The following is a 24,249-nucleotide window of genomic DNA, read 5'->3' as shown; positions in this document are numbered from 1 at the left end:
GGGTGAGCAGCCGCCGTGGATCGTCTCGGACGAGTTGTGGGCCGAGATCGCGCCGCTGTTGCCACCCCGCCCACCACGCCGCAGCCGGTACCCGGGGCGTAAGCCGTTGGATGACCGGAAGGTGTTGTGCGGAATCTTGTTCGTGCTCTACACCGCGATCCCCTGGGAGTACCTACCGAAGGAACTCGGGTTCGGCTGCGGGATGACCTGCTGGCGCCGGTTGCGCGACTGGAACCAGGCTGGGGTGTGGCAGCGGTTGCACGAGCTGCTGCTGGCCCGGCTGCGCGGCGCGGGGCAGTTGGACCTGTCGAGGGCGGTGATCGACGGCTCCCACATCCGGGCGCTCAAAGGCGGCCCAAAACCGGTCCGAGCCCGGTCGACCGCCGCAAGCCTGGCTCGAAACACCACGTCATCACCGACGCCGGCGGCATCCCCCTCGCCATCACACTGACCAGCGGGAACAGACACGACTCCACCCAGACCACCGCCCTGCTCGACGCCATCCCCGCGATCGGCGGCCGGCCAGGGCCACCACGGCGTCGCCCCGACCGGCTGTACGCCGATCGGGGCTACGACTACGACAGCCACCGCCAACAAGTCCGGGCCCGCGGCGTCACCCCGGTCATCGCCCGACGCGGCACACCCCACGGCTCCGGCCTCGGCACCCAACGCTGGGTCGTGGAACGCACCATCGCCTGGCTGCACTGGTTCCGCCGCCTGCGCATCCGCTGGGAAATCCGCGACGACATCCACGAAGCCTTCCTCAGCCTCGCCTGCGCCCTCATCTGCTGGCGCCAACTCCAACGCACCCAGAGTTAGGAGTTCTTAACAGGCTGTGGTGAGAAGGGGACCCTTCTCTACCGGATGCGTTAACAAGGGGCCCCTCCTTACCCCCCGACGTACGCGGCCAGGTGCTCGCCCGTGAGCGTGGAGCGGGCGGCGGCCAGGTCGGCCGCCGTGCCCTCGAAGACGATCCGGCCCCCGTCGTGGCCCGCCCCGGGGCCGAGGTCGACGATCCAGTCGGCGTGCGCCACGACCGCCAGGTGGTGCTCGACGACGATCACCGACTTGCCGGCGTCGACGAGCCGGTCGAGCAGCCCCAGCAGCTGCCCGACGTCGGCGAGGTGCAGGCCGGCGGTCGGCTCGTCGAGGACGTACACGCCGCCCTGGGTGCCCAGGTGGGTGGCTAGCCTGAGCCGCTGCCGCTCGCCACCGGAGAGCGTGCTGAGCGGCTGGCCCAGGGTGAGATACCCGAGCCCCACGTCGGCGAGGCGGTCGAGGACCGCCCGCGCGGCCGGCGTGCGGGCCTCGCCGTCGGCGAAGAACTCCCGCGCCTCGGCCACCGGCATCGCCAGCACCTCGGCGATGTCCCGGCCGCCGAGGCGGTGTTCCAGCACCGACGCCTCGAACCGCCGCCCCTCGCACTCCTCGCATACCGTCGCGACCCCGGCCATCACCGCCAGGTCCACGTAGACCACGCCCGCGCCGTTGCAGCCGGGGCAGGCGCCCTCCGAGTTGGCGCTGAACAGCGCCGGCTTCACGCCGTTGGCCTTCGCGAACGCCTTGCGGACCGGGTCGAGCAGCCCGGTGTACGTCGCCGGGTTGCTCCGCCGCGAGCCCCGGATCGGGCTCTGGTCGACCGACACGACCCCCGCGCCGGCCGGGATCGACCCGTGCACCAGCGAGCTCTTGCCCGAGCCGGCCACGCCGGTGACGACGACGAGCACGCCGAGCGGGATGTCGACGTCGACGTCGCGCAGGTTGTGCGTCGACGCGCCCCGGATCGGCAGCCGGCCCGTGGGCGTGCGTACCGTCTCCTTCAGGGCGACCCGGTCGGCGAGGTGACGGCCGGTCACGGTGCCGCTGGCCCGCAGCCCCTCGACGGTGCCCTCGTAGCAGACGGCCCCGCCGGCCGCGCCCGCGCCGGGCCCCAGGTCGACGACGTGGTCGGCGATCGCGACGGTGTCCGGTTTGTGCTCCACGACGAGCACCGTGTTGCCCTTGTCCCGCAGCCGCAGCAGCAGGTCGTTCATCCGCCTGACGTCGTGCGGGTGCAGGCCCGTCGTGGGCTCGTCGAAGACGTACGTGACGTCGGTGAGCGGGGAGCCGAGGTGCCGCAGCATCTTCACCCGCTGCGCCTCGCCGCCCGACAGCGTGCCCGACGGCCGGTCCAGCGACAGGTAGCCCAGCCCGATCTCCACGAACGAGGCGAGGGTCTGGTGCAGCTTGTCCAGCAGCGGCGCCACCGACGGCTCGTCGAGGCCACGCACCCATCCGGCCAGGTCGCTGATCTGCATCGCGCAGGCGTCGGCGATGCTGACGCCGCCGATCCGGGCGGCGCGGGCGGCCTCGCTGAGCCGGGTGCCGCCGCACTCCGGGCACGCGGTGAAGGTGACCGCCCGGTCCACGAACGCGCGGACGTGCGGCTGCATCGCCTCCCGGTCCTTGGCGAGGAACGACTTCCGGATCTTGGGGATCAGCCCCTCGTACGTGAGGTTGACGCCCTCCACCTTCACCCGGGTCGGCTCCCGGTGCAGGAAGTCGTGCCGCTCCTGCGCCGTGAACTCGCGGATCGGCTTGTGCGGGTCGAGGAACCCCGACTCGGCGTAGACCCGCACCGTCCAGAAGCTGTCGGCCTTCCAGCCGGGGATGGTGATCGCGCCCTGGGCGATCGACAACGAGTCGTCGAAGAGTTGGGCGAGGTCGAGGTCGGAGACCGTGCCCCGGCCCTCGCAGCGGGGGCACATGCCGCCGGTGCGGGTGAAGGTCTGCCGCACGGTCCGGCCGCCACCGCGCTCCACCGTGATCGCGCCGCTCGCCCGCACCGACGGAACGTTGAAGGAGAACGCGGCCGGCGGCCCGACGTGCGGCCGCCCCAGCCGGCTGAACAGGATGCGCAGCATCGCGTTGGCGTCGGTGACGGTGCCGACCGTCGAGCGCACGTCGCCGCCCAGCCGCTGCTGGTCGACGACGATCGCCGTGGTCAGCCCGTCGAGCACGTCGACCTCGGGCCGGGCCAGGGTCGGCAGGAAGCCCTGCACGAAGGCGCTGTACGTCTCGTTGATCAGCCGCTGCGACTCCGCCGCGATGGTGCCGAACACCAGCGAGCTCTTGCCGGAGCCGGACACGCCGGTGAACACGGTGAGCTGCCGCTTCGGCAGGTCGACGCTGACGTCCTTGAGGTTGTTCTCGCGGGCGCCCCGCACCCGGATCAGGTCGTGCCCCCGGGTGACGCCCGGCGCGGTCGGCCCCGGCCCCGTTGCCGCTGCCATGCTCAGCGCCGCTCCTGGATCCGGACGAGGTTGCCGGCGGGGTCGCGGAAGGCGCAGTCGCGCACCCCGTACGGCTGCTCGGTCGGCTCCTGGACGACCTCGGCGTCGCTGGCCTGGATCTTCTCGAAGACGCCGTCCAGGTCGGGCGTGGCCAGCAGGATCCAGCCGTACGTCCCCTTCGCCATCATCTCGGCGATCATGCGCCGCTCGTCGTCGGTGATGCCCGGGTCGACGGCCGGCGGGGCCAGGAGGATGCTGGTGCCGGGCTGGCCGGCGGGGCCGACGGTGATCCAGCGCATGGTGCCGGTGCCGACGTCGTTGCGGACCTCGAAGCCGAGCACGTCGCGGTAGAACGCGAGGGACTCCTCCGGGTCGGTGTGCGGCAGGAAGCTCGTGTGGATGGTGATGTCCATGCCGATCACGCTAGTTGCGGCCGACTGACCTGCGCTTCTTGATTCCTGATCGGTCCGGCCGCCGCCGTTCCTCCCGCGTCGGGCGGAGCTATGCGGGCACCGGGGTCAGGACGACGATCGCGGTCTCCCGGCCCCGGTGGGCGGCGAGGCCGTCGAGGTCGCCGTAGCCCTGGTAGCCGTGCAGCGCCGACCACAGCCGGTCGCGCTCCGCGCCGGTGGCCCGGTGGGCGGTCACCTCGCGGGACCCGCCGCCGAGGTCGACGGTCGCCCGGGGGTGGGCCTGGAGGTTGAGCCACCAGGCGGGGTCGGCCGCGTCCCAGCCGTTCATGGCGAGGGTGACGAACCGGTCGCCGTCGCGGATGTAGCCGACGATGACGGCGCGCGGTCGGCCCGAGCGACGGCCGGTCGTGCGCAGCCGCAGCATGCCGAACCGCCCGCCCGGCGTCGGGGCGCTCAGGCCCACCCGGTCGGCGGTGAGGCGGAGCAGGGCCTTGTGGCCCAGCCAGGCGCTGCGGACGAACCACCTCGGCGGGGGTTTGGGGGAGGTGCCCATGACGACCTCTTTTCTACGGTGTAGGTCTACAACGTAGAGTAAGCCCTACGTCGTAGGGCGGCAAGTAGGATCCGGAAATGCCCCGACGCGCCGACGACCGCTCCGCGACCCGTGCCCCCGCCCGCCTCAGCCGGGAGACGATCGTCGCCGCCGCGATCGACCTCGCCGACCGGGACGGCCTCGCCGGGCTGAGCATGCGGCGGCTCGCCCAGCACCTCGGCGTGGACGCGATGTCGATCTACTACCACCTGCGCGACAAGGACACCCTGCTCGCCGCCATGGTCGACGCCGTCGCCGCCGAGATCGAGACCGAGGCCGGGGTCGAGGCCGCCATCATGGGCGGCGGGACCGCGGCCGGCGTCGAGGCGGCCGGCAACGGGCCGTGGACCGACCAGCTGCGGGCGCTGATCACGCGGGCCCGCCGGACCATGCTGCGCCACCCCTGGGCGGCCCGGGTGCTGGAGGCCCGCGACACGCCCACTCCGGCCGTGCTGCGCCACATCGAGCGGGTGCTCGCCGTCATGCGCGGCGGCGGCTGCTCGGTGAGCCTGAGCCACCACGCCCTGCACCTGCTCGGCAGCCGCATCCTCGGCTTCAGCCAGGACCTGTTCGACGACTCGCCGAACACCGCGCCGACCGGGGAGGCGGCCGCCGCGCAGGCCGCCGCCTGGGCCGAGACCATGCCGCACATCGCGGAACTCGCCGCCGCGGTCGCGCACAGCGGTGCCCTCGGCGGCTGCGACGACGAGGACGAGTTCGCGTTCGCCCTCGACCTGCTGATCGAGGGGCTCGACCGGCGGCGGCTCGCCGAACGGGGCTGACCTCGCCGGCCGACCCGAAGCGGCCCGGCTAGGCGGTCTTGCGGGGCGCCGCCTTCTTCGGGGCGGCCTTCCGCGCCGGAGCCTTCTTCTCGGCCTTCCCCGCCGTCGTCTTCGCCGTGGCCTTCCCTTGGGCCGCCTTCTGCGCACCCTCGGCGGCCTTCGTCCCGCCGGCCTTTTTCGCCGTCTTCTTCTCGGCCGTCCCGCGCGCCGGGGCCTTCGCCTTCTTCGCCGCCTTCGTGGCCTTCTGCGCCGACCGGGCCGACGTGATCGGGGTCGGCCCGCCACCGGACTCCGGCTGCTCCCCGCGCGCCGCCCGGGCCCGCTCCACCGACGCCTTGAGCGCCGCCATCAGGTCCACCGCCGCCGCCGGGGCCTCCTCGGCCTCCTCCGGCGCGACGACCTCCCGGCCCTCCACCTTCGCGTCGATGACCTCCTGCAACGCCGCCCGGTAGTCGTCGGTGAAGACCTCCGGCTCGAACTCGCCCGCCATCGAGTCGATCAACGAACTGGCCATCGCCAGCTCCGGCGGCCGGACCTTCAGGTCCTCGCCGAGGAAACCGAAATCGGGGGTACGCACCTCGTCCGGCCACAGCATCGTGTTGAGCAGCAGCACCCCCTCGCGTACCCGCAGGGTCGCCAACTGCTCCCGCTGGCGCAGCGCCACCTTGACGATCGCCACCCGCTCCGAGTCGGCCAGCGCGTCGCGCAGCAACACGTACGGCTTCGTCGCCGCGCCCTCCGGCTCCAGGAAGTACGCCTTGTTGTAGAGGATCGGGTCGACCTGCTCCGCCGGGACGAACTCCAGCACGTCGATCGCGTGCGACGTGGTCAGCGGCAGGTCCGCGAAATCCTCGTCGGTCAGGATCACCATCTCGCCGCCGCCGATGTCGTAGCCCTTGGCGATGTCGTCGTAGGTGACCTCCTCACCGCACACCGAACAGGTCCGCTTGTACCGGATGCGCCCCCCGTCGGAGCGGTGCACCTGGTGGAAGCGGATGTCCTTCTCCTCGGTGGCCGAGTAGAGCTTCACCGCGATCGAGACCAGCCCGAACGAGACGGCCCCCTTCCAGATCGCCCGCATCCCCCGCTCCTCTCCCCGGCTACAGATCAGGATCGCAAAGGATCGAAGCGGGCGCGATGACTTCTGTTGCCCTACTACAGTCAGGAAATGCCCGGCGCGCCGCTGAAGCCGATGCTCGCCACGACCGGCCCGCTGCCCGCCGGTGAAGACTGGGCGTACGAGTTCAAGTGGGACGGCGTACGCGCGCTCGCCGACATCGTCGGCGGCCGGCAGCACCTCTACGCCCGCTCCGGCGTGCAGATCAGCGCCGCGTACCCGGAGTTGATCACCCTCGCCGAGCAGGTCGACGACGCCCTGCTCGACGGCGAGGTGGTGCTGCTCGACCAGGCCGGTCAGCCCTCCTTCACCGCGCTCGCCGAACGGATGCACGTGCGCGACCCGGCGAAGGCGGCCCGGCTCGCGGCGAGCGTACCGGTGACGTATCTGATCTTCGATCTGGTGCGGCTGCGCGGCGCGGACCTCACCGGCCGGCCCTGGCGCGAACGCCGCGCCCTGCTGGAGGCCCTCGGCCTCGGCGGCGCGCGCTGGGCCGTGCCCCCCGTCTTCGCCGACGGGCCCGCCACCTACGAGGCGGCCGGCGAGCACGGCCTCGAAGGGGTGATGGCCAAGCGCGTCGGCTCGGCCTACCGGCCCGGCGTCCGCTCGCCCGACTGGGTGAAGGTCAAGCTGGAGGTCACCGGCGACTTCGTCGTCGGCGGCTGGCGGCCCGGGGCCCGCAGGATCGGCGGCCTGCTCGTCGGCGTGCCCCGCCCCGACGGCCGGCTCACCTACCGGGGCCGCGTCGGCGGCGGCATCGGCGCGGCCCTCGAACGCGAGCTGCTGCGCGAGCTGGAACCCCTGCGCGCCGACAGCTCCCCGTTCGCCGGCGACGTGCCCCGCGAGGACGCCCGGGGCGCACACTGGGTGGACCCCAGGGTCGTGGTGGAGGTGAAGTACGGCCAGCGCACCCCCGACGGCCGGCTGCGCTTCCCCCGGGTGCTGCGGCTGCGCCCCGACAAGCCGCCCGAGGAGGTGGACGATGCCGGCTGACCGGCTCAAGGTCGACGTGCAGGGCCGCCCGCTGGAGCTGTCCAACCTCGACAAGGTGCTCTACCCGGCGGCGGGCTTCACCAAGGGCGAGGTGATCGACTACTACACCCGCATCGCCCCCGTGCTCCTGCCGCACCTCGCCGACCGGGCCCTCACCCGCATCCGCTACCCCAACGGCGTCGAGGACAAGAGCTTCTTCGAGAAGAACGCCCCCGCCGCCACCCCCGCCTGGGTACGCACCGAGAACCTCCCCGCCCCCGGCTCCACCAGGGGCCGCGAGACCATCGACTACGTCGTCGCCGACGACCTGCCCACCCTCGTCTGGCTGGCCAACCTCGCCGCCCTGGAACTGCACACCCCGCAGTGGAAGATCGGCGGCCACCCCGACCTGCTGGTCGTCGACCTCGACCCCGGCCCCCCGGCCGGGCTGCGCGAGTGCAGCCAGGTGGCGCTGCTGCTGCGCGACCGGCTGGCTCTCGACGGGCTCGACCCCCATCCGAAGACGTCGGGCAAGAAGGGCATGCAGCTCTGCTGCCCGATCGCCGGCACCCAGTCCTCGGACACGGTCTCCGACTACGCCCACCGGGTCGCCCGCGAGCTGGCGGAGACCCACCCGAAGCTGGTCGTGTCGAGGATGGCGAAGAACCTGCGCGGCGGGAAGGTCTTCATCGACTGGAGCCAGAACAACGCGGCGAAGACGACGGTCGCCCCGTACTCGCTGCGCGCCCAGCCCGTGCCGGCCGTGTCGACGCCGCTGACCTGGGACGAGGTGGCGGCCGGCGCGGCCGGGAAGCGCCCAGCTGCCCGCCCCTACACGGCGGCCGAGGTGCTCAAGCGGGTGGACAAACACGGCGACCTGCTCGCCGCCGTGCTCACCGCCGGCCCCGAGGTGTCCGCCGGCTGACGCGCCGGCCTGAGTCCGTTTCGCTGACGGAAGAGCGTCGTACGCTCACTTGGTGCTGCTCACGTACGTCGACGAGTCGTTCACCGAGCGTCTCTACTGGATCGGGGCGCTGCTGGTGCCGGACGGGGTGGCGATGCCACTGAGCGAGGCGCTCGATCGGGTGATGCAGCATGCGACGAAGACATACGATGTGCCGCCCGAGACGGAGCTGCACGGCTACGACATCTTTCACGCCAGGTCCGTCTGGAAGGCGGTGCCGCCCCGTGCCCGGATCGCGGTCTATCGCGCCGCCATGGAGGCGATCGGCGGTCACGATGTCACGATCATCATCCGTGGCGTGAAACGGCCAGCCCTGGCCAAGAGATACGCCGCATCCGCCCGGCCAGCACACGAGGTGGTGCTGTCACACCTGCTGGAGAGAGTCGACGGGTATGCGGCGAGCCGGGATGAGTATGCGCTGGTCATCGCCGACGAGGTGCAGGAACAGGCGGCGCACCGGGCCGACCTCACGCGGTACCGGGTGTCCGGGACCGGCGGGTACCGGTCGAGGAAGCTCACGCGCATCGTCGACACGCTGCACTTCGCCCCGTCGCACGCCAGCCGGCTCGTCCAAGCCGTCGACCTGGTGACGTTCCTCTACCAGCGTCTTGACCGGCCGGGCACCGATCCGCGGGAGGCGGCGGCCAACGAGAGCCTTTGGTCCCTGGTCGCCACCCGCTGTTATCACTGCTGGTGCTGGGACCCGCTGGCCAAGGTTGCGTGACCGGACCCCGGATGCACGAAGGGCCCGCTGACGCGGGCCCTAAGGCGGGTGCGGGAGCCCCGAAGGGCGTCCTGCGACCTCCAGGCTAGCAGCAATTTGTGTGTCACGCCCAGAATGTCCAAGCACTCTTCTCGACGCTGCTCGCGGCGTAGCCAGAGAAACGCGCCAGCCGGCCCGGCCTGCACCAGCCCGAACGCGGCGGCCAACAGGACGATCGCCGGCCAACCGCCGCCGGAGCGCCGGGCGACCTTCCGGACCAGCAGGGCGGCCCCGCCGTACAGCGGGCTCAGGAAGATCAGGGCCAGCGGATAGTCGGTGACGACGAACCCGCCCCAGGAGCACTCGGCGGCCCACAGGGCGAGCACGAACAGAAGCCAGCACCGGCACGAGCCGACGCCAGTGGCCCGGTGTCGGCGCGCCCTCCTCGGCGGGCGCGGCGATCCGGAGCTTCCCGTGACCAGTCATCCGCCCACTGTCCAGACCCGACGGTCGACCGGCAACGGCCGTGGGCCTACACCCCCGGTGGCCGCCACTCCCGCCGCCCGTAGGCCCGCTGGTTGCGGCGCGTCGCGCACGGCGCGAGGTGGTCGCTGGGCAGGCCGCACCGCGCGCCGCCGGCCAGGCGCCGGTCACAGAACACCCGATGATGTACGCGCTGCTCGTCCTCGGCCGACACGGTCACCTCCCCGACGTCGACACACCGGGTGAGCTGAGCCAGGACCCGTGCCGCCGTGCGGGCGAGGATCCGGGCGCGGAGCAGGTCCGGCACGACGATCGGCACGTGCACGACCCACCGACTGTTGGGGCCTCTCATCGGCCGACCGGTTCGTGGCGGTTGGCAGGCTCGTACGAGTCGGATGCTCTCGGGACGGGCTGTGATCGCACTCGGGGCCGCCTTCCGCGCGGAGGTCGGGGTGGGCCCTGCCGCCGCAGCCTCGTTCGGCGGGTACGGCGGCAGGGCGTGTCGGGGTGCCCGGGGTGGCCGGGCCGGGGGAGTCCGGCCACCCCGGGCTGGGGGAATGCGCTGTGGTGACGAGCAACCCACGGAGAGCGCCAACCGACCGCACGGAGCGCGTCACTGTCAGCGACGCTACGGAGTGATCTCACCTATGTCAAGTAATCCTCTGGACCACTGAGCCATTATTGTCATCTATGCCGGCTGGGCTAGGTGTTTTGCCTGTGGCGGATCTACGGATCGATACTGGCGGGGCCAACCGACTGCAAGGGGCCCCACGTGCCTATCCCGCCCACGATGGACGAGCTGCTCGACGACCTGATGAGGCGCATCGAGGAGGGCGAGTTTCCGCCCGGCTCGCAGCTGCCGTCAGGGCGTGCCCTGGCGGCCGAGTACGACGTCTCGCATTCCACCATCAACCGAGCCTGGGCGACGCTGCGGAAGCGCGGCGTGCTGGTCGGGCGTCCGGGGCGAGGCGTCTTCGTCGCTGAAGTCTGAGGTCCTCGCTGCCGTCGAGGGCCTCAGCCTGGGGTTTAACTGGGATCACCCCCGCATGCGCGGGGAGCAGCTACTGCGACCCCGACCGGCGGGCCCGAGAGCGGGATCACCCCGCATGCGCGGGGAGCAGGTCTGCGGCGGCCATGGGGCTCGTCCTCGCGGCGGATCACCCCCGCATACGCGGGGAGCAGGAGGGCGACAAGGCCCGGCAGCGGCAGCGCTACGGATCACCCCCGCATGCGCGGGGAGCAGTGGGCGTGGGGTTGGGCTGGCAGATGCACGACGGGATCACCCCCGCATGCGCGGGGAGCAGCCGAAGGTGGGCGTCTACAAGGACGCTGACATGGGATCACCCCCGCATGCGCGGGGAGCAGGCCACCCGCTACACCCAGACCCGCAGCGCCCTGGGATCACCCCCGCATGCGCGGGGAGCAGATGCTGGTAGCACCTCGCGGCGACTCGTCAGCCGGATCACCCCCGCATGCGCGGGGAGCAGGACAGCTCTACGCACTACCTCTTAGTACGAACGGGATCACCCCCGCATGCGCGGGGAGCAGTACCGCATCACCGCCGTCGACGACGGCGGGGCGGGATCACCCCCGCATGCGCGGGGAGCAGGGGTCGGACACGTACAGGTCCCAGCCGCTGCCGGGATCACCCCCGCATGCGCGGGGAGCAGCGGCCGGGTGCGATCCGGCCGCACTGCGGGCAGGGATCACCCCCGCATGCGCGGGGAGCAGTACTTCTGACCCGGCTTCGCGACCTTCCGCGCGGGATCACCCCCGCATGCGCGGGGAGCAGGCCGTCCACGCCGACAGCATCGACCTGCGGCTGGGATCACCCCCGCATGCGCGGGGAGCAGACCGGAGCCCTGTTCATCGCTGCCGCACTCCTGGGATCACCCCCGCATGCGCGGGGAGCAGGTCATCGGTATCCGGTCCGGTGGACGGTGTGAGGGATCACCCCCGCATGCGCGGGGAGCAGCGGGTCGCTATGTTCGCCGTAGTCGAACTGGCGGGATCACCCCCGCATGCGCGGGGAGCAGCTGTTCCAACGACACCAGGGCGCGCACCCACGAGGATCACCCCCGCATGCGCGGGGAGCAGTGCTCGACCTCCGCAACCACCGCCGCCGGATCGGGATCACCCCCGCATGCGCGGGGAGCAGGGACCGCGTACAGGTCGCTGAGGTTCGTGATGTGGATCACCCCCGCATGCGCGGGGAGCAGGCATGCTGTCTCGCTGGATGTGGGGCAACCCCGGGATCACCCCCGCATGCGCGGGGAGCAGCGGAGCTGTGCCTCCAGCAGCTCCTGGGCGGCCGGATCACCCCCGCATGCGCGGGGAGCAGCGATCGCCTGGTGGGCGACACCCGCCAAGCACCGGATCACCCCCGCATGCGCGGGGAGCAGTTCGTGGTGGGCCGCTGCGCCGTGTACCGCTCGGGATCACCCCCGCATGCGCGGGGAGCAGACCGTCGATCAGCATCTGCACGATGGTGTCCCGGGATCACCCCCGCATGCGCGGGGAGCAGTATGTCGGCTCCGCCTGAAAACTGACCCCGTGGTTCCGGCTGAATCTTGACCCCTTTCGGAAGCATCGGGAGGTGCTGAGCGTGGAGGACTGGGCGGAGATCCGTCGGTTGCACCGGGCGGAGCGGATGGCGATCAAGGCTATCTGTCGGCGGCTGGGTGTCTCGCGGAACACGGTGCGCAAGGCCTTGGCCAGTCATGAGCCGCCTCGCTATCAGCGGGCGGCGAAGGGTTCGATCGTGGACGCGGTCGAGCCGCAGATCAGGGCGTTGTTGGCCGAGTTCCCGGACATGCCGACGACGGTGATCATGGAACGGGTCGGGTGGACCCGCGGCAAGACGGTGTTCGCTGATCGGGTGCAGCAGCTGCGGCCGTTGTTCCGCCGACCCGACCCGGCGCAGCGGACGGAGTATCTGCCCGGTGAGCTGGCGCAGTGCGATCTGTGGTTCCCGCCAGCGGACGTGCCGTTGGGCTTCGGGCAGGTCGGTCGGCCGCCGGTGCTGGTGATGGTGTCCGGGTATTCGCGGTGGCTGTCGGCGGTGATGATCCCGTCGCGGCAGTCGGCGGACCTGCTGGTCGGGCACTGGACGCTGATCTCCGGGTGGGGCCGGGTGCCGAAGGCTTTGGTGTGGGACAACGAGTCCGCCGTCGGGCAGTGGCGGGGCGGCAGGCCTCAGCTGACGGAGGCGATGAACGCCTTCCGCGGGACCCTCGGTATCAAGGTGATCCAGTGCCGGCCGGCGGACCCGGAGGCCAAGGGCCTGGTCGAGCGGGCCAACGGCTATCTGGAGACCTCGTTCCTGCCCGGACGCCGATTCGCCTCACCGCAGGACTTCAACGTCCAGATGTCCGAGTGGTTGGTGCGGGCGAACAACCGCCAGCATCGGATGCTGGGCTGCCGGCCGGCTGAGCGGTGGGACGCCGACCTGCAGGTGATGCTGCCGCTGCCGCCGGTCGCGCCGGTGGTCGGCTGGCGGCAGACCACTCGGCTGCCCCGCGATCACTACGTTCGCGTGGACGGCAACGACTACTCGGTGCACCCATCCGTGGTCGGGCGACGGGTCGAGGTCACCGCCGACGGCGACCAGGTGGCGGTGTTCTGCGACGGCCGGACGGTGGCCCGGCATGACCGCTGCTGGGCCAAGCATCAGAGCATCACCGACCCCGCCCACCGGCAAGCCGCCGCGGACCTGCGCGTCGCCGCCCAACACAAGCCGACGACCGCGGTCGACGCCCAGGTCGAACGCCGGCCGCTGAGTGACTACGACCGCCTGTTCGGCCTGGACGTTGAGGTGGCTGCGTGATGGCCGCCAAGACCAGCCGCAACGTCGCCTCGGAGATCGCGTTCCTCACCCGCGCACTGAAGGCGCCGTCCCTGGCCGCCTCCGTCGAACGCCTGGCGGAGCGGGCCCGGGCCGAGTCGTGGACGCATGAGGAGTTCCTCGCCGCCTGCCTGCAACGCGAAGTCGCCGCCCGCGAAGCCCACGGCGGTGAGGGCCGCATCCGCGCAGCGAGGTTCCCGGCCCGCAAGAGCCTGGAGGAGTTCGACTTCGACCACCAACGGTCCCTGAAGCGGGAGACGATCGCCCACCTGGGCACCCTCGACTTCGTGGCGTCGAAGGAGAACGTCGTCTTCTTGGGCCCTCCCGGCACCGGCAAGACCCATCTGTCCATCGGCCTGGGGATCCGGGCCTGTCAGGCCGGGCACCGGGTCGCGTTCGCCACCGCCGCCCAATGGGTGTCCCGCCTCGCTGACGCCCACCACGCCGGCCGCCTGCAAGACGAGCTCGTGAAGCTCGGCCGGATCCCGCTGCTGATCGTCGACGAGGTCGGCTACATCCCCTTCGAAGCCGAAGCGGCGAACCTGTTCTTCCAGCTCGTCTCCAACCGCTACGAACGAGCCAGCCTGATCGTCACCAGCAACAAACCCTTCGGCCGGTGGGGCGAAGTGTTCGGCGACGACGTAGTCGCCGCAGCCATGATCGACCGCCTCGTCCACCACGCCGAGGTCATCTCGATGAAGGGCGACAGCTACCGGCTCAAAGACCGCGACCTCGGCCGCGTCCCCGCAGCCACCAAGACCAACGACTGAACATCAACAACCAGCAAGGGGGTCAACATTCGACCGGAACACAGGGGTCAAAGTTCAGCCGGCGTTGACACAGTAGGCGTTCCCGATCTCCGACTGCTCGGGATGGGGATCACCCCCGCATGCGCGGGGAGCAGGCGGACGGCCCGGGGCGCTGGTAGTGCGTGAGGGGATCACCCCCGCATGCGCGGGGAGCAGCAGTCGCGTACGGCCTGGATGTGGCGCCGGGGGGTGTCCCTATGGGTTTCGTCAAGCGGTGGCGGGGCTGGTGGGGCGTGGTTGGTAGGGGATCTTGTTGCGGAGCATGGCGTGGAGGACGTCGCAGCGGCGGCGGGCGAGGCAGATGAGGGCGGCGTTGTGGCGTTTGCCTTCGGCGCGTTTGCGGTCGTAGTAGGCCCTGCTCACGGGGTCGGCGAGGGCTGCGAAGGCGGCGAGGAAGAACGCGCGTTTGAGGTTCTTGTTGCCGCCCCTTGGCGGGTGTTCGCCGCGGATGCTGCTGCCGGATCGTCGGGTTACCGGTGCCAGGCCGGCATAGGCGGCGAGGTGGCCGGGGGTGGCGAAGGCGGTGCCGTCGCCGACTTCGAGGAGGATCCGGGCTGCGGTCCTGACGCCGATGCCGGGCATCGAGGTCAGGACCGGGGCAAGAGGGTGCGCATCAAGCATCCCCTCGACCTGAGCGCCGATCTGGTCACGCTGGCGCAGAGTCTCGCGGAGGCTGTCGGCGAGGCGAGGCAGGATCGTCTCGGCCGCTTGGGTGCCGGGAACGGTGACGGTCTGCTCGTCCAGGGCGGTCATGATCTGCTCGACGAGCCGTTCACCCATGCGGGGTGCGTGTGCTGTGGCGATCGAGGTCAGTTTGCGGCGGCCGGCTTTGCGCAGCCCGGCGGGTCCTCCGCAACGGGACAGCAGCTCCAGTACCGCTTTGTGGTGCACCTTAGGGCCGAGGACTCGTTCCAGCGCGGGGTGGATCTGCGTCAGCAGGCCCCGTATCCGGTTCGATATCCGGGTGGCTTCGCCGGCGAGGTCGTCGTCGAAGCCGACGAGAACTTCCAGCTCAGCCAGGGTCTCGTCGCCGGTGTCGACCCGCCGCAGCGTGTGCGGCAGGGTACGAGCCGCGTCAGCGATGACGTACGCGTCTCTGGCGTCGGTCTTCGCCGAACCTGGGTGCAGGTCAGCGATCCGGCGCATCGCCAGCCCGGGCAGGTAGGCCACCTGATGCCCGCACGCCCGAGCCACCGCCACCGGCAGGGCACCGATCGAGGCGGGTTGGTCGACCACGACCAGGACCTGGCCGTGACGGGAGAGTTTGTCGAACAGTTGCCGCAGCCGGGCCTCGGTGTTCGGTAGCGGCGCGTCGTGCAACCGTCTGCCGTCCGGGGTCAACCCGACCGCGTGGTGATCACCCTTGCCGACGTCCAAGCCGAGGTAGACACCGTATCCGTCGTGCACCACACCCGCCTCCACGCATCACTCGTGGCCCCGGCCGCAGTCTGGGCGTCGGACTGCCGGCAGCCACGTTACGAAGAGACCTACCCCAACACGGGGCGGCCGTGTCCCTATCAGCGGTCCGCCGACGCCACCCGACCCGGCGACAACACCCCCCGGATCATCGAAACGACAGGGGCAGGAAGTCATACCGGGCCGGGCGACCGAGGGTCCCCGACTGGGGACGATCAAAAAGGTAACGGGGATCACCCCCGCATGCGCGGGGAGCAGCTGTTCGTCATCACCCCCAGCGACCGCGGGTTCGGATCACCCCCGCATGCGCGGGGAGCAGGTTGGTGGCCCGGTTGTGCGCCCAGATGGCTGCGGATCACCCCCGCATGCGCGGGGAGCAGGTGAGCCGCTTCAGGATGTTCGCGATGTTGCTCGGATCACCCCCGCATGCGCGGGGAGCAGCTGCTCGCGGTCGCTGCGGCGCGTCGGCACCCGGGATCACCCCCGCATGCGCGGGGAGCAGGAATGCTGAGAGACGCGAGACACGCGGCTAGCAGGATCACCCCCGCATGCGCGGGGAGCAGCGAGGGGCTGATTCCCCGCGTTCAGCGTGACCGGGATCACCCCCGCATGCGCGGGGAGCAGTCGCCGGTGGAGCCGTCGGTGCCGGCGGGTGCGGGATCACCCCCGCATGCGCGGGGAGCAGCGCCGAGGTTGCGGGGGCGGACCTGTTCCAAAGGGATCACCCCCGCATGCGCGGGGAGCAGGGCTTCACCTCGGCGGCCGAGCGGGCGAACACCGGATCACCCCCGCATGCGCGGGGAGCAGAAGAAACCGCGCTCGATGTTCGCGCCGGCCGCGGGATCACCCCCGCATGCGCGGGGAGCAGTCGGTGCACGACCCGGACCTGCCCGGCCGGGTGGGATCACCCCCGCATGCGCGGGGAGCAGACCACGGCGCAGCGCCGTGACCACCGGTACCTGGGATCACCCCCGCATGCGCGGGGAGCAGGTCCTCGGCGCCGAGCCGGACGCCCTGGAGGCGGGATCACCCCCGCATGCGCGGGGAGCAGGGCTCCGGCGGGATCCCGGCTGCCGCCTCGACCGGATCACCCCCGCATGCGCGGGGAGCAGGACTTCCTCTCCGGGGGCGAGAAGAACGCGTTCGGATCACCCCCGCATGCGCGGGGAGCAGACTTCCTGACCAGCAGCGTTATAGATCAACTTTCTCGTTTTCCTTCACTTTGCCTCTCAAGATCATCGTCTTTGCGCTCAAGTATGCCGACGGGGGTGGTGTGAGTGCAGCCGACTCAGCGTACCGATGGAGTCCCCGCGGGGGTGTGCGACGGGGAGGGGTTCCGACGGTCAGATGAATCTCGCTCGGTCTTCGACCAGGCCGCGTCCGGGCGTACATGAGCGTCGTTCTCGATGTTGAAGGCGGCCGCGCGGTCGGCCTGAAAGTCGTCCCTGGGAGTTGGTCGTCAGGTGTCGTACCCCTCTGTTTTCATCCCTTCCGTGCCCGACCAACCTGGTCTCAGCGAGAGTGCCCGTCTTGTCTGGGGTAAGACGAACCGCGAGAGGGGTTTCTGGCTTCCGCTGCATCGTCACCTCGTGGACAGCGCCGATGTCGCTGGCCTGCTGTGGGACATGTGGCTGCCGGAGAGCGTCCGGCGGCGGATCGCTGCGCCGTTGCCTGAGGGGGCCGACGATGGCCGCCGGCTGGTCCGCTGGCTCGCCGGCATCCACGACATTGGTAAGGCCACCCCGGCGTTCGCCTGGCAGGTGAAGCACCTGCGGCATGCGATGCAGAGACAGGGCTTCGACTTCGACGATCGGGTGGAGAAGGACCGCCTGTGCGCCCCGCACGGCCCGGCCGGGCATCTCGCCCTGATCGACTGGCTGACCGGTGCGAAGGGCTGGACCCGGGACCAGGCCGAGGCGCACGCGGTGGTCGTCGGCGGCCACCACGGGGTGCCGCCGACCGACGGCGACCTCAAGGCGATTCGCGACCGGCCATACCTGCTCGGCGTCGACGGGCTGTGGCCGCAGGTGCGCGACGAACTGCTCGATTGGATGAGCGGGTACGCCGACGTGACGGACCGGCTGCCGGTCTGGCGGGAGGTCGCCCTGCCGCAACCGGTCCAGGTGTTGTTGACGGGGATCGTGATCGTCGCCGACTGGATCGCCAGCAACGACGACCTCTTTCCGTACGGCTTTCAGCGGGAGAACGCGCCGGACCGCTTGGCCGAGGCCTGGGACGAGCTGGATCTGCCGATGCCCTGGCAGCCCGTTGACGTGGCGGGCCTCGACGTGTCGGCTCTGTTCTCCCGGCGCTTCGAGTTGCCAGCTGGGACGCATCCGTATCCCGTGCAGGCGGCGGTCGTGGAACAGGCCCGCGCCATGCCGCTGCCGGGTCTGCTGATCGTCGAGGCGCCCATGGGTGAGGGCAAGACCGAGGCCGCGCTCGCGGCCGTGGAGATTCTCGCCCGGCGCAGCGGTGCGGGCGGCTGCTTCCTGGCGCTCCCTACCCGCGCGACCGGCGACGCCATGTTCAGCCGGGTGCTGACCTGGCTCAGCCGGCTTCCGGACGCAGACCTGGGCAGGGGTGCCCGGGACACGGCCCTGGCGCACGGTAAGGCGATGCTCAACGACGAATACTCCCGGCTCTACCGGGGGGTTCTGCCCAGCGCGATCGCCGAGGACGAGGGCGGGACGCAGACCGCCGTCCACGGCTGGCTGGCCGGACGGAAGCGCAAGCTGCTGTCCAGCTTCGTCGTCGGCACCATCGACCAGTTGCTCTTCGCCGCGTTGCAGGCCCGGCATGTGGCTCTGCGGCACCTCGGCCTTGCCGGCAAGGTGGTCGTCATCGACGAGGCGCACGCCTACGACGTCTATATGAGTCGGTACCTGGACCGGGCGCTGGAATGGCTGGCGGCCCACGGCGTTCCCGTGGTCATCCTGTCGGCGACGCTCCCCGCCGCGCGTCGGGCCGAGATGATGCGGGCCTACGACGACGGGCGGTTGGGCCGTCCGCAGGCGGGTGGCGCCCGACGCAGGTATCGCGCGAGCGGCGTCACCGCCACCGACGACTACCAATCTCTGCGCGATGACCGGCGGTATCCGCTGCTCAGCGTGTCCGGTGTCGGCCGGCAGCCGGGGGCGGTGGGCTGCGCGGCGTCCGGCCGCAGCCTCGACGTACGGCTGGATCCCGCGGATGACGACCTGGCTGCCCTCGCCGACCGGCTCCGGGTCGACCTTGCGGACGGCGGCTGCGCCCTGATCGTCCGCAACACCGTTGCCCGGGTGTTGGACACGGCGGCCACGTTGCGCGAGCACCTCGGGCCGCAGATTCCAGTGTCGGTGGCGCACTCCCGCTTCATGGCCGCCGACCGCGCGGCCAAGGACAAGTGGCTGCGGGACACCTTCGGCCCTCCCAGTCACCTCGCCAAGCTCGGACGTGCCCGGCCGAGCTGCCACGTCGTCGTGGCCAGCCAGGTCGCCGAGCAGTCCCTGGACATCGACTTCGACCTGCTGGTCACCGACCTCGCCCCGGTGGACCTGATCCTGCAACGGCTCGGCCGGCTGCACCGGCACCACCGGACGGACCGCCCTGCCCGGCTCGCGCATCCTTGGTGCCTGGTGACCGGCGCGGACTGGGTGGCCGAGCCGCCCGCTCCGGTGACCGGCTCGGTCCGGGTGTACGACCGTTTCGCCCTGCTCCGGGCGGCGGCTGTGCTCCTGCCCTACCTCGGCGGTGAACGTGGCCTTGCCCTTCCGCAGGACATCGCGTCCCTCGTGCAGGATGCGTACGGCTCCGAGCCGGTCGGCCTGCCCTCATGGCAGGACGCGCTGGCCAAGGCCGAGACGCAGGCGCTGAGGCGGGCCTTCGCGGCCGGTGAGCGCGCGGAGACGTTCCGGATCCGGCCCGTCAAGCAGCCAGGGGCCTCCCTGTTGAGCTGGCTCGACGCCAACGTGGGGAACACCGATACCGCCAACGGCGACGAACGGCGCGGCCGGGCACACGTGCGCGATGACGCCGCCGAGGCGCTGGAGGTGCTGCTGCTGGTCCGCCGGGGAGACGAACTGCGCACCCCGTCCTGGCTGGCCGAGGGGGGCGATGTGACTGTCCCGACGGACTTCGCGCCGTCGAAGGCGGTAGCCCGCGCGATGCTGCGGTGCGCTCTGCCGCTGCCGAGGGCGCTCACCGCCAACGGTGGCACCGAGCGGATCATCGCCGAGCTGGAGGCACGCAACGCCTTCCCGGCCTGGGAGAAGGATCCGCTGATCGGCGGCGAGCTGATCCTCGATCTCGACGAGCGGGGGCAGGTCCGCCTTGGCGATCATGTGCTGACGTACGACCGGCACAGCGGCCTGCGCGTCGAGAAGGCCGACCCGCGTGGCGACTGACCGACGGTTGTCCGCTATCAGACAGGCCGCGCAAGCCTGCTGACTCTTGGTCACCAACTTCGGCGGCCGCACCTCAATGAGCTGGGGCAAACCCTATCTACGCAGGGAGCATCGTGAATATCGATAGCGACAGCGGATCACCCTGCGTGACGCGGGAAGCGACTACAGTCCAAGCGCCGCTCCGTTGATAGGACAGGTTCGGACCCGAGTCTCCCATTGCCGGTCGAAGTGGATGGAGAACCTTCAGATGCCGGACGCCGCCGCCACTTCCTTCTCACTGATCGAGCAGCCGTGGATACCGGTGCTCGACCTGTCCGGCCGTCGTCGCCTGGTCACCCTGAACGAGCTGTTCGCCCAAGCGGAGGAGCTGCGGGCCGTCGCCGGTGAGCTGCCGACCCAGACGTCCGCGGTCCTGAGGCTGCTCCTCGCGATCCTGCATCGGGCGGTCGACGGACCCGGGGACGAGCGTGCCTGGCAGGGGCTGTGGCGGCGTTCCGACCTGCCAGCGGACGACATCGCCGGCTACCTCGACGAATACCGGGACCGTTTCGACCTGCTGCACCCGGTCACGCCGTTCTACCAGGTGGCCGACCTACGTACGCAGAAGGGAGACGGGTTCGGCCTGGAACGGCTGATCGCCGACGTGCCGAACAACGCGCCCTACCTCACCACCCGGCTCGGGCCCGGCCTGGCCCGGCTGACACCTGCCGAGGCGGCCGTCTGGCTGGTCCACTGCCAGGCATACGACACGTCCGGCATCAAGTCCGGGGCGGTCGGTGACGACCGGGTCAAGGGCGGAAAGGGCTACCCGATCGGCCCCGCCTCCTGCGGCTCCCTGGGGCTGGTCTACCTCGAAGGCCGGACGCTGCGCGAGACGCTGCTGCTCAACCTCGTCCCGCTCGACAGCGGCTACCTCCGGCAGGACCCGGACCGTGACTCCCCGGTCTGGGAGCGCGAGCCGCACGGCCCGACCGAGGAGGTCGAGCGCGCTCGTGGCCCGTACGGGCTGCTCAACCTCTACACCTGGCAGTCTCGCCGGATCCGCCTCTTCGGCGACCAAGCCGGGATCACCGGTGCCATGATCGCAAACGGCGACCGCATCGCCTGGCCGAACCTGCACCAGCAGGAGCCGATGAGCGGCTGGCGGCGCAGCGCCAACCAGGAGAAGAAGCTCGGGCAGCCCCTCGTCTATCTGCCCGCCCTCCACGACCACACCCGGGCCCTCTGGCGCGGGCTGACCAGCTTGCTGCCCGCCCCGACCGAACGACCGGGGGCCGAAGCCGCGAGCCGACGACCCCCGGCGGTCAGCCAGTGGCTGGCCCGGCTCCGGATCAGGCAGTTGATCGACGACGGGTACCGGGTCACCGCCCGCGCCGTCGGCGTCGTCTACGGCAACCAGATGTCGGTGGTCGACGAGGTCTACCAGGACGCGTTGACCATGCCCGTGCAGGCGTTCGACCCTGCGGGTCCGCTTGCCGTCACCATCGTGGACAGCGCCGCCGACGCCGAGGCCGCCGTCCTCACGCTACGCCGGCTGGCCGCCGACCTGTGTCGCGCCGCTGGTGGATACGGGGACCGGGCCGAGGACCCGCCCGCTGCCGCCGCAGACCGGACCGCCGAGATCGGCTACGCCAAACTGGACGTCCTGTTCCGGCGCTGGCTGGGCGACCTCGGCCCCCACAGCGACCCGGCGCGGGCGCGCATCCAGTGGCAGACGTTGGCCTATCGCTGCGTGCGCCGGCTCGGCCGGAACCTGGTCGAGCAGGCTGGCCCGCAGGCCTGGGCTGGCCGCTACGTCGACCAGGAGAAGAAGAAGCACCTGAGCAGCCCGCTCGCGGACAAGTTCTTCCGCGACGCCCTGCGCCGCGCCCTGCCGATGGCTGCTGTCACCGAGAATCCGCCCGTTTCCCAGGAGGTGCCGGCGTGACCGTCGCAGCCCCAGCCGACAACGTAGCCAAGAGCCCGGAGCCCAAGCGGTACGCCCGCCCGCGCGGGCCCTTCGGGGGATACGTCGCCACCCGGATCGTGGTGTTGCAGGACGGCTACCTCCGCGAGGAGAGCTTCGCCATCGCCGCCCTGGCCAGGCTGCGGGCTGTGGTCGGCCGGGAGCCCGGCGAGGACTTCACGATCCTGGAGCAGACCCGCGTCGCAGAGAAGTACCTCGGGGATCGCCTCGGTGACGACCCGACCCACACCGAGCGGGCCATGCACACCGCGCTGACCCTGTACGCGGTGCACCAGCAGTCGATCCGCGACATGCCCATGCACCAGGACGGCATCGGTCTCGGCAGGGCGGTCAGCCTGCTGTGCAGCGACCCGGACAGCGCGGTCGCCGTGCGACGGCGGTTCGCCGCCCTCGGCACCGCGACCAGCTACGCCGCCGTCACCACCCATCTGCGCAGCCTGATCCGGCTCCTGCGGGACCACCGGATCGCCCTCGACTACGGGGTGCTCGCCGAGGACCTGGCCACGTTGCAGAAGCCGTGGGGGCCTGCCCAGGTCCGCGGCCTGTGGGGCCGCGACTTCTACCGCCAGCCCGAGCCCGGGGACCGCCGGGGCGACGACAGCACCGACCCGAAAGCCGACTCCGCGCCCGCAGGCGCCACCTCCGAGGAGTGACCATGAGCCGCACGATCCTGGACGTCCACATCCTGCACACCGTGCCGCCGAGCAACATCAACCGGGACGACTCTGGCTCCCCGAAGACCGCCACCTATGGCGGCGTCCGCCGGGCCCGGGTCTCCTCCCAGTCCTGGAAGCGGGCGGTCCGGCTGGCGTTCCGCCGTACCCTCGACGACTCCCAACTGGGCGAGCGGACCAAGCGCATCGGAGAGGCGATCGCCGCCCGGATCGCCGACCTCGACCCTGAGCTGAAGGATCGGGCGTCCGCCCTGGCAGCCGACGTGCTGAAGGCCTCCGGCCTGGTGAAGAAGGAGGCCGCGGCGAAGAAGAGCAAGGGCGAGGCGGCGGCGAACTCCGACGTCGAGTCCGGCTACCTGATGTTCCTCAGCCACCGCCAGCAGGAGAACCTGGCGCGGGCCGCGATCGACGCCGAGCGGACGGGGGAGAAGCTCGACACCAAGCAGCTCCAGAAGCTGGCCGACACCGACCACTCCATCGACATCGCCATGTTCGGCCGGATGCTCGCCGACGTGCCGGACCTGAACGTCGACGCGGCCGTCCAGGTCGCCCACGCCCTCAGCGTTCACGCCGTCGACAACGAGTTCGACTACTACACCGCCGTAGACGACCGTAAGCTCGACAACCAGGAGACCGGTGCCGGCATGATCGGCACGATCGAGTTCAACTCCGCCACCCTCTACCGGTACGCGACGATCGACGTCGACCGGCTGCACGAAACCCTCGGCGACGCCGACGCCACGCGTGAGGCCGTGACGGCATTCCTGAAGGCCTTCGCCACCAGCATGCCGTCCGGCAAGCAGAACACGTTCGCCAACGGCACCCGCCCCGACGCGGTCATGGTGCGGCTGCGCGACACCCAGTCGGTCAACCTGGTGGGGGCCTTCGAGGAACCCGTCCGGGAGCGGCAGCTGGGGGAGCGCTCCGGCATGGTCGCCGAGGCCGCCCGGAAGCTCGCCGACTACACCACCGAGATCGAGAAGACGTACGGAGATCCCGCCGTCGCCGCCTGGATCACCCATGTCGGGAGCCGAACCGCCGCCCTGGCGCCTCTCGGCGAGGTGCTGCCCCTGCCGGACCTGGTCAGCGCCGTCGGGACGACGGTCGCGGGCCGCCTCGGCACGCCGGCATGAGCGTCCTGCTGCTGCGGCTGGCCGGCCCGCTCCAGGCATGGGGGTCGACCAGCCGCTTCACCCAGCGGCACACCGAGATCGCGCCCACCAAGAGTGGAGTGATCGGGCTGCTCGCCGCTGCCCGGGGGCAGCGGCGCACCGACCCGCTGACCGAGCTGCTCGGCCTCGGCTTCGGGGTGCGGATCGACCAGCCCGGCCAGATCCTCCGCGACTTTCAGGTTGCCCGCTCCCTCGACGGCCGGGACAGCATGCCGCTGACCAACCGCTACTACCTCTCCGACGCGGTGTTCCTCGCCGCGATCGGTGGCGACAGCGAGCTTCTCGACGGTCTGCACGAGGCGGTACGCCGGCCGCAGTTCCCGCTCTACCTGGGCCGCCGGTCCTGCCCGCCGGTGGTGCCGGTCACCCTCGGCGTCCGCCCCGGCACGGTCGCCGAGGTGCTCAGCGACGTGCCGTGGCAGGCTGCGAAGCGCCTGCGCGAGCGCGGACCGTCGACCGTTCGGCTGGAGGTGCTCCTCGACGCTCCGCCGGGGGCCGAGGTCACCGAGACTCTCCAGGACGAGCCGGTCAGCTTCGACCCGGCCCACCGGCAGTACGGGTGGCGGGCTGTCGTCCGTACCCGGGTCCTCGCGCCCAACCCCGACGGCCGTCCTCCCGTCGCCGCCGGTGTCCCCGGAGGCATTGCCCTGGCCGACCACGACCCGCTCACGTGGCTGTGAGGACG

General features: G+C 71.2%; 20 protein-coding genes and 2 CRISPR repeat arrays. Of the genes, 13 read left to right on the top strand and 7 right to left on the bottom strand.

Translation table 11 applies throughout. The features are described from left to right. The first annotated feature begins 19 nt into the window (after positions 1-19). Positions 20-819, top strand: a protein-coding gene (locus tag HDA31_RS27350; RefSeq protein WP_178067048.1) for an IS5 family transposase whose coding sequence is annotated in 2 segments (ribosomal slippage) — positions 20-356 and positions 356-819 — 801 coding nt in all. Because the reading frame shifts where the segments join, the coding sequence is not laid out codon by codon here. Between the two features lie 68 nt (positions 820-887). Here the strand turns inward: HDA31_RS27350 and HDA31_RS27345 are convergent. The 3 genes from HDA31_RS27345 to HDA31_RS27335 all read right to left on the bottom strand — a co-directional run bounded on the left by HDA31_RS27345 (position 888) and on the right by HDA31_RS27335 (position 4,238). Continuing rightward, complete coding sequence (locus tag HDA31_RS27345) at positions 888-3,272, bottom strand: ATP-binding cassette domain-containing protein (RefSeq protein ID WP_178063030.1); 2,385 nt, start codon at positions 3,270-3,272, stop codon at positions 888-890. 2 nt (positions 3,273-3,274) lie between these two features. Beyond that, on the bottom strand, positions 3,275-3,685 hold the full coding sequence (locus HDA31_RS27340; protein ID WP_178063031.1) for a VOC family protein: 411 nt from the start codon (positions 3,683-3,685) through the stop codon (positions 3,275-3,277). 88 nt (positions 3,686-3,773) lie between these two features. After that, entirely contained in the window at positions 3,774-4,238 is a 465-nt protein-coding gene (locus HDA31_RS27335; protein ID WP_178063032.1) for a nitroreductase/quinone reductase family protein, read from the bottom strand. A 77-nt stretch (positions 4,239-4,315) separates the two neighbouring features. Between HDA31_RS27335 and HDA31_RS27330 the strand changes: the two genes are divergently transcribed. Continuing rightward, entirely contained in the window at positions 4,316-5,059 is a 744-nt protein-coding gene (locus tag HDA31_RS27330; RefSeq protein ID WP_178063033.1) for a TetR/AcrR family transcriptional regulator, read from the top strand. Between the two features lie 28 nt (positions 5,060-5,087). On the opposite strand, the gene ku is transcribed toward HDA31_RS27330, so the two are convergent. Then, a complete protein-coding gene (gene ku, locus HDA31_RS27325) occupies positions 5,088-6,140 on the bottom strand; it encodes a non-homologous end joining protein Ku (RefSeq protein ID WP_178063034.1) in 1,053 nt (350 codons plus the stop codon). Between the two features lie 87 nt (positions 6,141-6,227). On the opposite strand from ku, the gene ligD (HDA31_RS27320) reads away from it, so the two are divergent. Genes ligD (HDA31_RS27320) through HDA31_RS27310 form a run of 3 tightly spaced genes read left to right on the top strand, consistent with a single transcriptional unit; the run spans position 6,228 to position 8,836 of the window. Further along, positions 6,228-7,169, top strand: a complete 942-nt coding sequence (gene ligD, locus HDA31_RS27320; protein WP_178063035.1) for a non-homologous end-joining DNA ligase — start codon at positions 6,228-6,230, stop codon at positions 7,167-7,169. Further along, on the top strand, positions 7,159-8,073 hold the full coding sequence (ligD, locus tag HDA31_RS27315; RefSeq protein WP_178063036.1) for a non-homologous end-joining DNA ligase: 915 nt from the start codon (positions 7,159-7,161) through the stop codon (positions 8,071-8,073). Before ligD (HDA31_RS27320) ends, ligD (HDA31_RS27315) begins: the two co-directional genes overlap by 11 nt. Before the next feature lie 52 nt (positions 8,074-8,125). Beyond that, entirely contained in the window at positions 8,126-8,836 is a 711-nt protein-coding gene (locus HDA31_RS27310; protein WP_074475277.1) for a DUF3800 domain-containing protein, read from the top strand. Here HDA31_RS27310 and HDA31_RS27305 read toward each other — a convergent pair. Both HDA31_RS27305 and HDA31_RS27300 read right to left on the bottom strand, forming a co-directional pair. Next, positions 8,797-9,201, bottom strand: a complete 405-nt coding sequence (locus HDA31_RS27305; protein ID WP_178063037.1) for a hypothetical protein — start codon at positions 9,199-9,201, stop codon at positions 8,797-8,799. The two genes, HDA31_RS27310 and HDA31_RS27305, sit on opposite strands and share 40 nt — an antisense overlap. Positions 9,202-9,347: 146 nt before the next feature. Next, entirely contained in the window at positions 9,348-9,650 is a 303-nt protein-coding gene (locus tag HDA31_RS27300) for a hypothetical protein (RefSeq protein WP_178063038.1), read from the bottom strand. 420 nt (positions 9,651-10,070) lie between these two features. Here HDA31_RS27300 and HDA31_RS27295 point away from each other — a divergent pair, with 420 nt between their 5' ends. From HDA31_RS27295 to istB, 3 genes are all read left to right on the top strand, one after another. Continuing rightward, positions 10,071-10,289 carry a winged helix-turn-helix domain-containing protein gene (locus HDA31_RS27295; RefSeq protein ID WP_074475274.1) on the top strand — a complete coding sequence of 73 codons (219 nt, stop codon included), beginning with the start codon at positions 10,071-10,073 and terminating at the stop codon, positions 10,287-10,289. A gap of 42 nt (positions 10,290-10,331) precedes the next feature. Further along, positions 10,332-11,822: direct repeats of the CRISPR family, unit length 28 nt; unit sequence GGATCACCCCCGCATGCGCGGGGAGCAG. Between the two features lie 72 nt (positions 11,823-11,894). Then, positions 11,895-13,124 (top strand): IS21 family transposase, encoded by a 1,230-nt coding sequence (gene istA, locus HDA31_RS27290; protein ID WP_178062896.1) that lies wholly within the window; start codon positions 11,895-11,897, stop codon positions 13,122-13,124. Beyond that, on the top strand, positions 13,124-13,912 hold the full coding sequence (gene istB, locus HDA31_RS27285) for an IS21-like element helper ATPase IstB (RefSeq protein ID WP_178062895.1): 789 nt from the start codon (positions 13,124-13,126) through the stop codon (positions 13,910-13,912). The genes istA and istB overlap by 1 nt, the downstream gene beginning before the upstream one ends. Positions 13,913-14,158: 246 nt before the next feature. On the opposite strand, the gene HDA31_RS27280 is transcribed toward istB, so the two are convergent. Continuing rightward, the gene (locus HDA31_RS27280; protein ID WP_178067049.1) at positions 14,159-15,358 is read right to left on the bottom strand and encodes an IS110 family RNA-guided transposase; all 1,200 of its coding nucleotides are present in this window, start codon (positions 15,356-15,358) and stop codon (positions 14,159-14,161) included. A 239-nt stretch (positions 15,359-15,597) separates the two neighbouring features. Beyond that, positions 15,598-16,540: direct repeats of the CRISPR family, unit length 28 nt; unit sequence GGATCACCCCCGCATGCGCGGGGAGCAG. 290 nt (positions 16,541-16,830) lie between these two features. Here HDA31_RS27280 and HDA31_RS27275 point away from each other — a divergent pair. The 5 genes from HDA31_RS27275 (at position 16,831) to cas5e (ending at position 24,244) form a co-directional block, all read left to right on the top strand. After that, entirely contained in the window at positions 16,831-19,752 is a 2,922-nt protein-coding gene (locus tag HDA31_RS27275; RefSeq protein ID WP_311774377.1) for a CRISPR-associated endonuclease Cas3'', read from the top strand. Positions 19,753-19,984: 232 nt separating this feature from the next. Continuing rightward, on the top strand, positions 19,985-21,679 hold the full coding sequence (gene casA, locus HDA31_RS27270; RefSeq protein ID WP_246384292.1) for a type I-E CRISPR-associated protein Cse1/CasA: 1,695 nt from the start codon (positions 19,985-19,987) through the stop codon (positions 21,677-21,679). Beyond that, entirely contained in the window at positions 21,676-22,371 is a 696-nt protein-coding gene (gene casB / locus HDA31_RS27265; RefSeq protein ID WP_178063040.1) for a type I-E CRISPR-associated protein Cse2/CasB, read from the top strand. The genes casA and casB overlap by 4 nt, the downstream gene beginning before the upstream one ends. 2 nt (positions 22,372-22,373) lie before the next feature. After that, the gene (gene cas7e / locus HDA31_RS27260; RefSeq protein WP_178063041.1) at positions 22,374-23,525 is read left to right on the top strand and encodes a type I-E CRISPR-associated protein Cas7/Cse4/CasC; all 1,152 of its coding nucleotides are present in this window, start codon (positions 22,374-22,376) and stop codon (positions 23,523-23,525) included. Next, on the top strand, positions 23,522-24,244 hold the full coding sequence (gene cas5e, locus HDA31_RS27255; protein WP_178063042.1) for a type I-E CRISPR-associated protein Cas5/CasD: 723 nt from the start codon (positions 23,522-23,524) through the stop codon (positions 24,242-24,244). The genes cas7e and cas5e overlap by 4 nt, the downstream gene beginning before the upstream one ends. The last annotated feature ends 5 nt before the right edge of the window (positions 24,245-24,249 follow it).

Origin of the sequence: Micromonospora carbonacea (assembly GCF_014205165.1) — a bacterium.
Taxonomy (GTDB): domain Bacteria; phylum Actinomycetota; class Actinomycetes; order Mycobacteriales; family Micromonosporaceae; genus Micromonospora; species Micromonospora carbonacea.
Note: the sequence above shows the minus strand (reverse complement) of the source record. Positions and strands in the feature narration are given on the sequence as shown.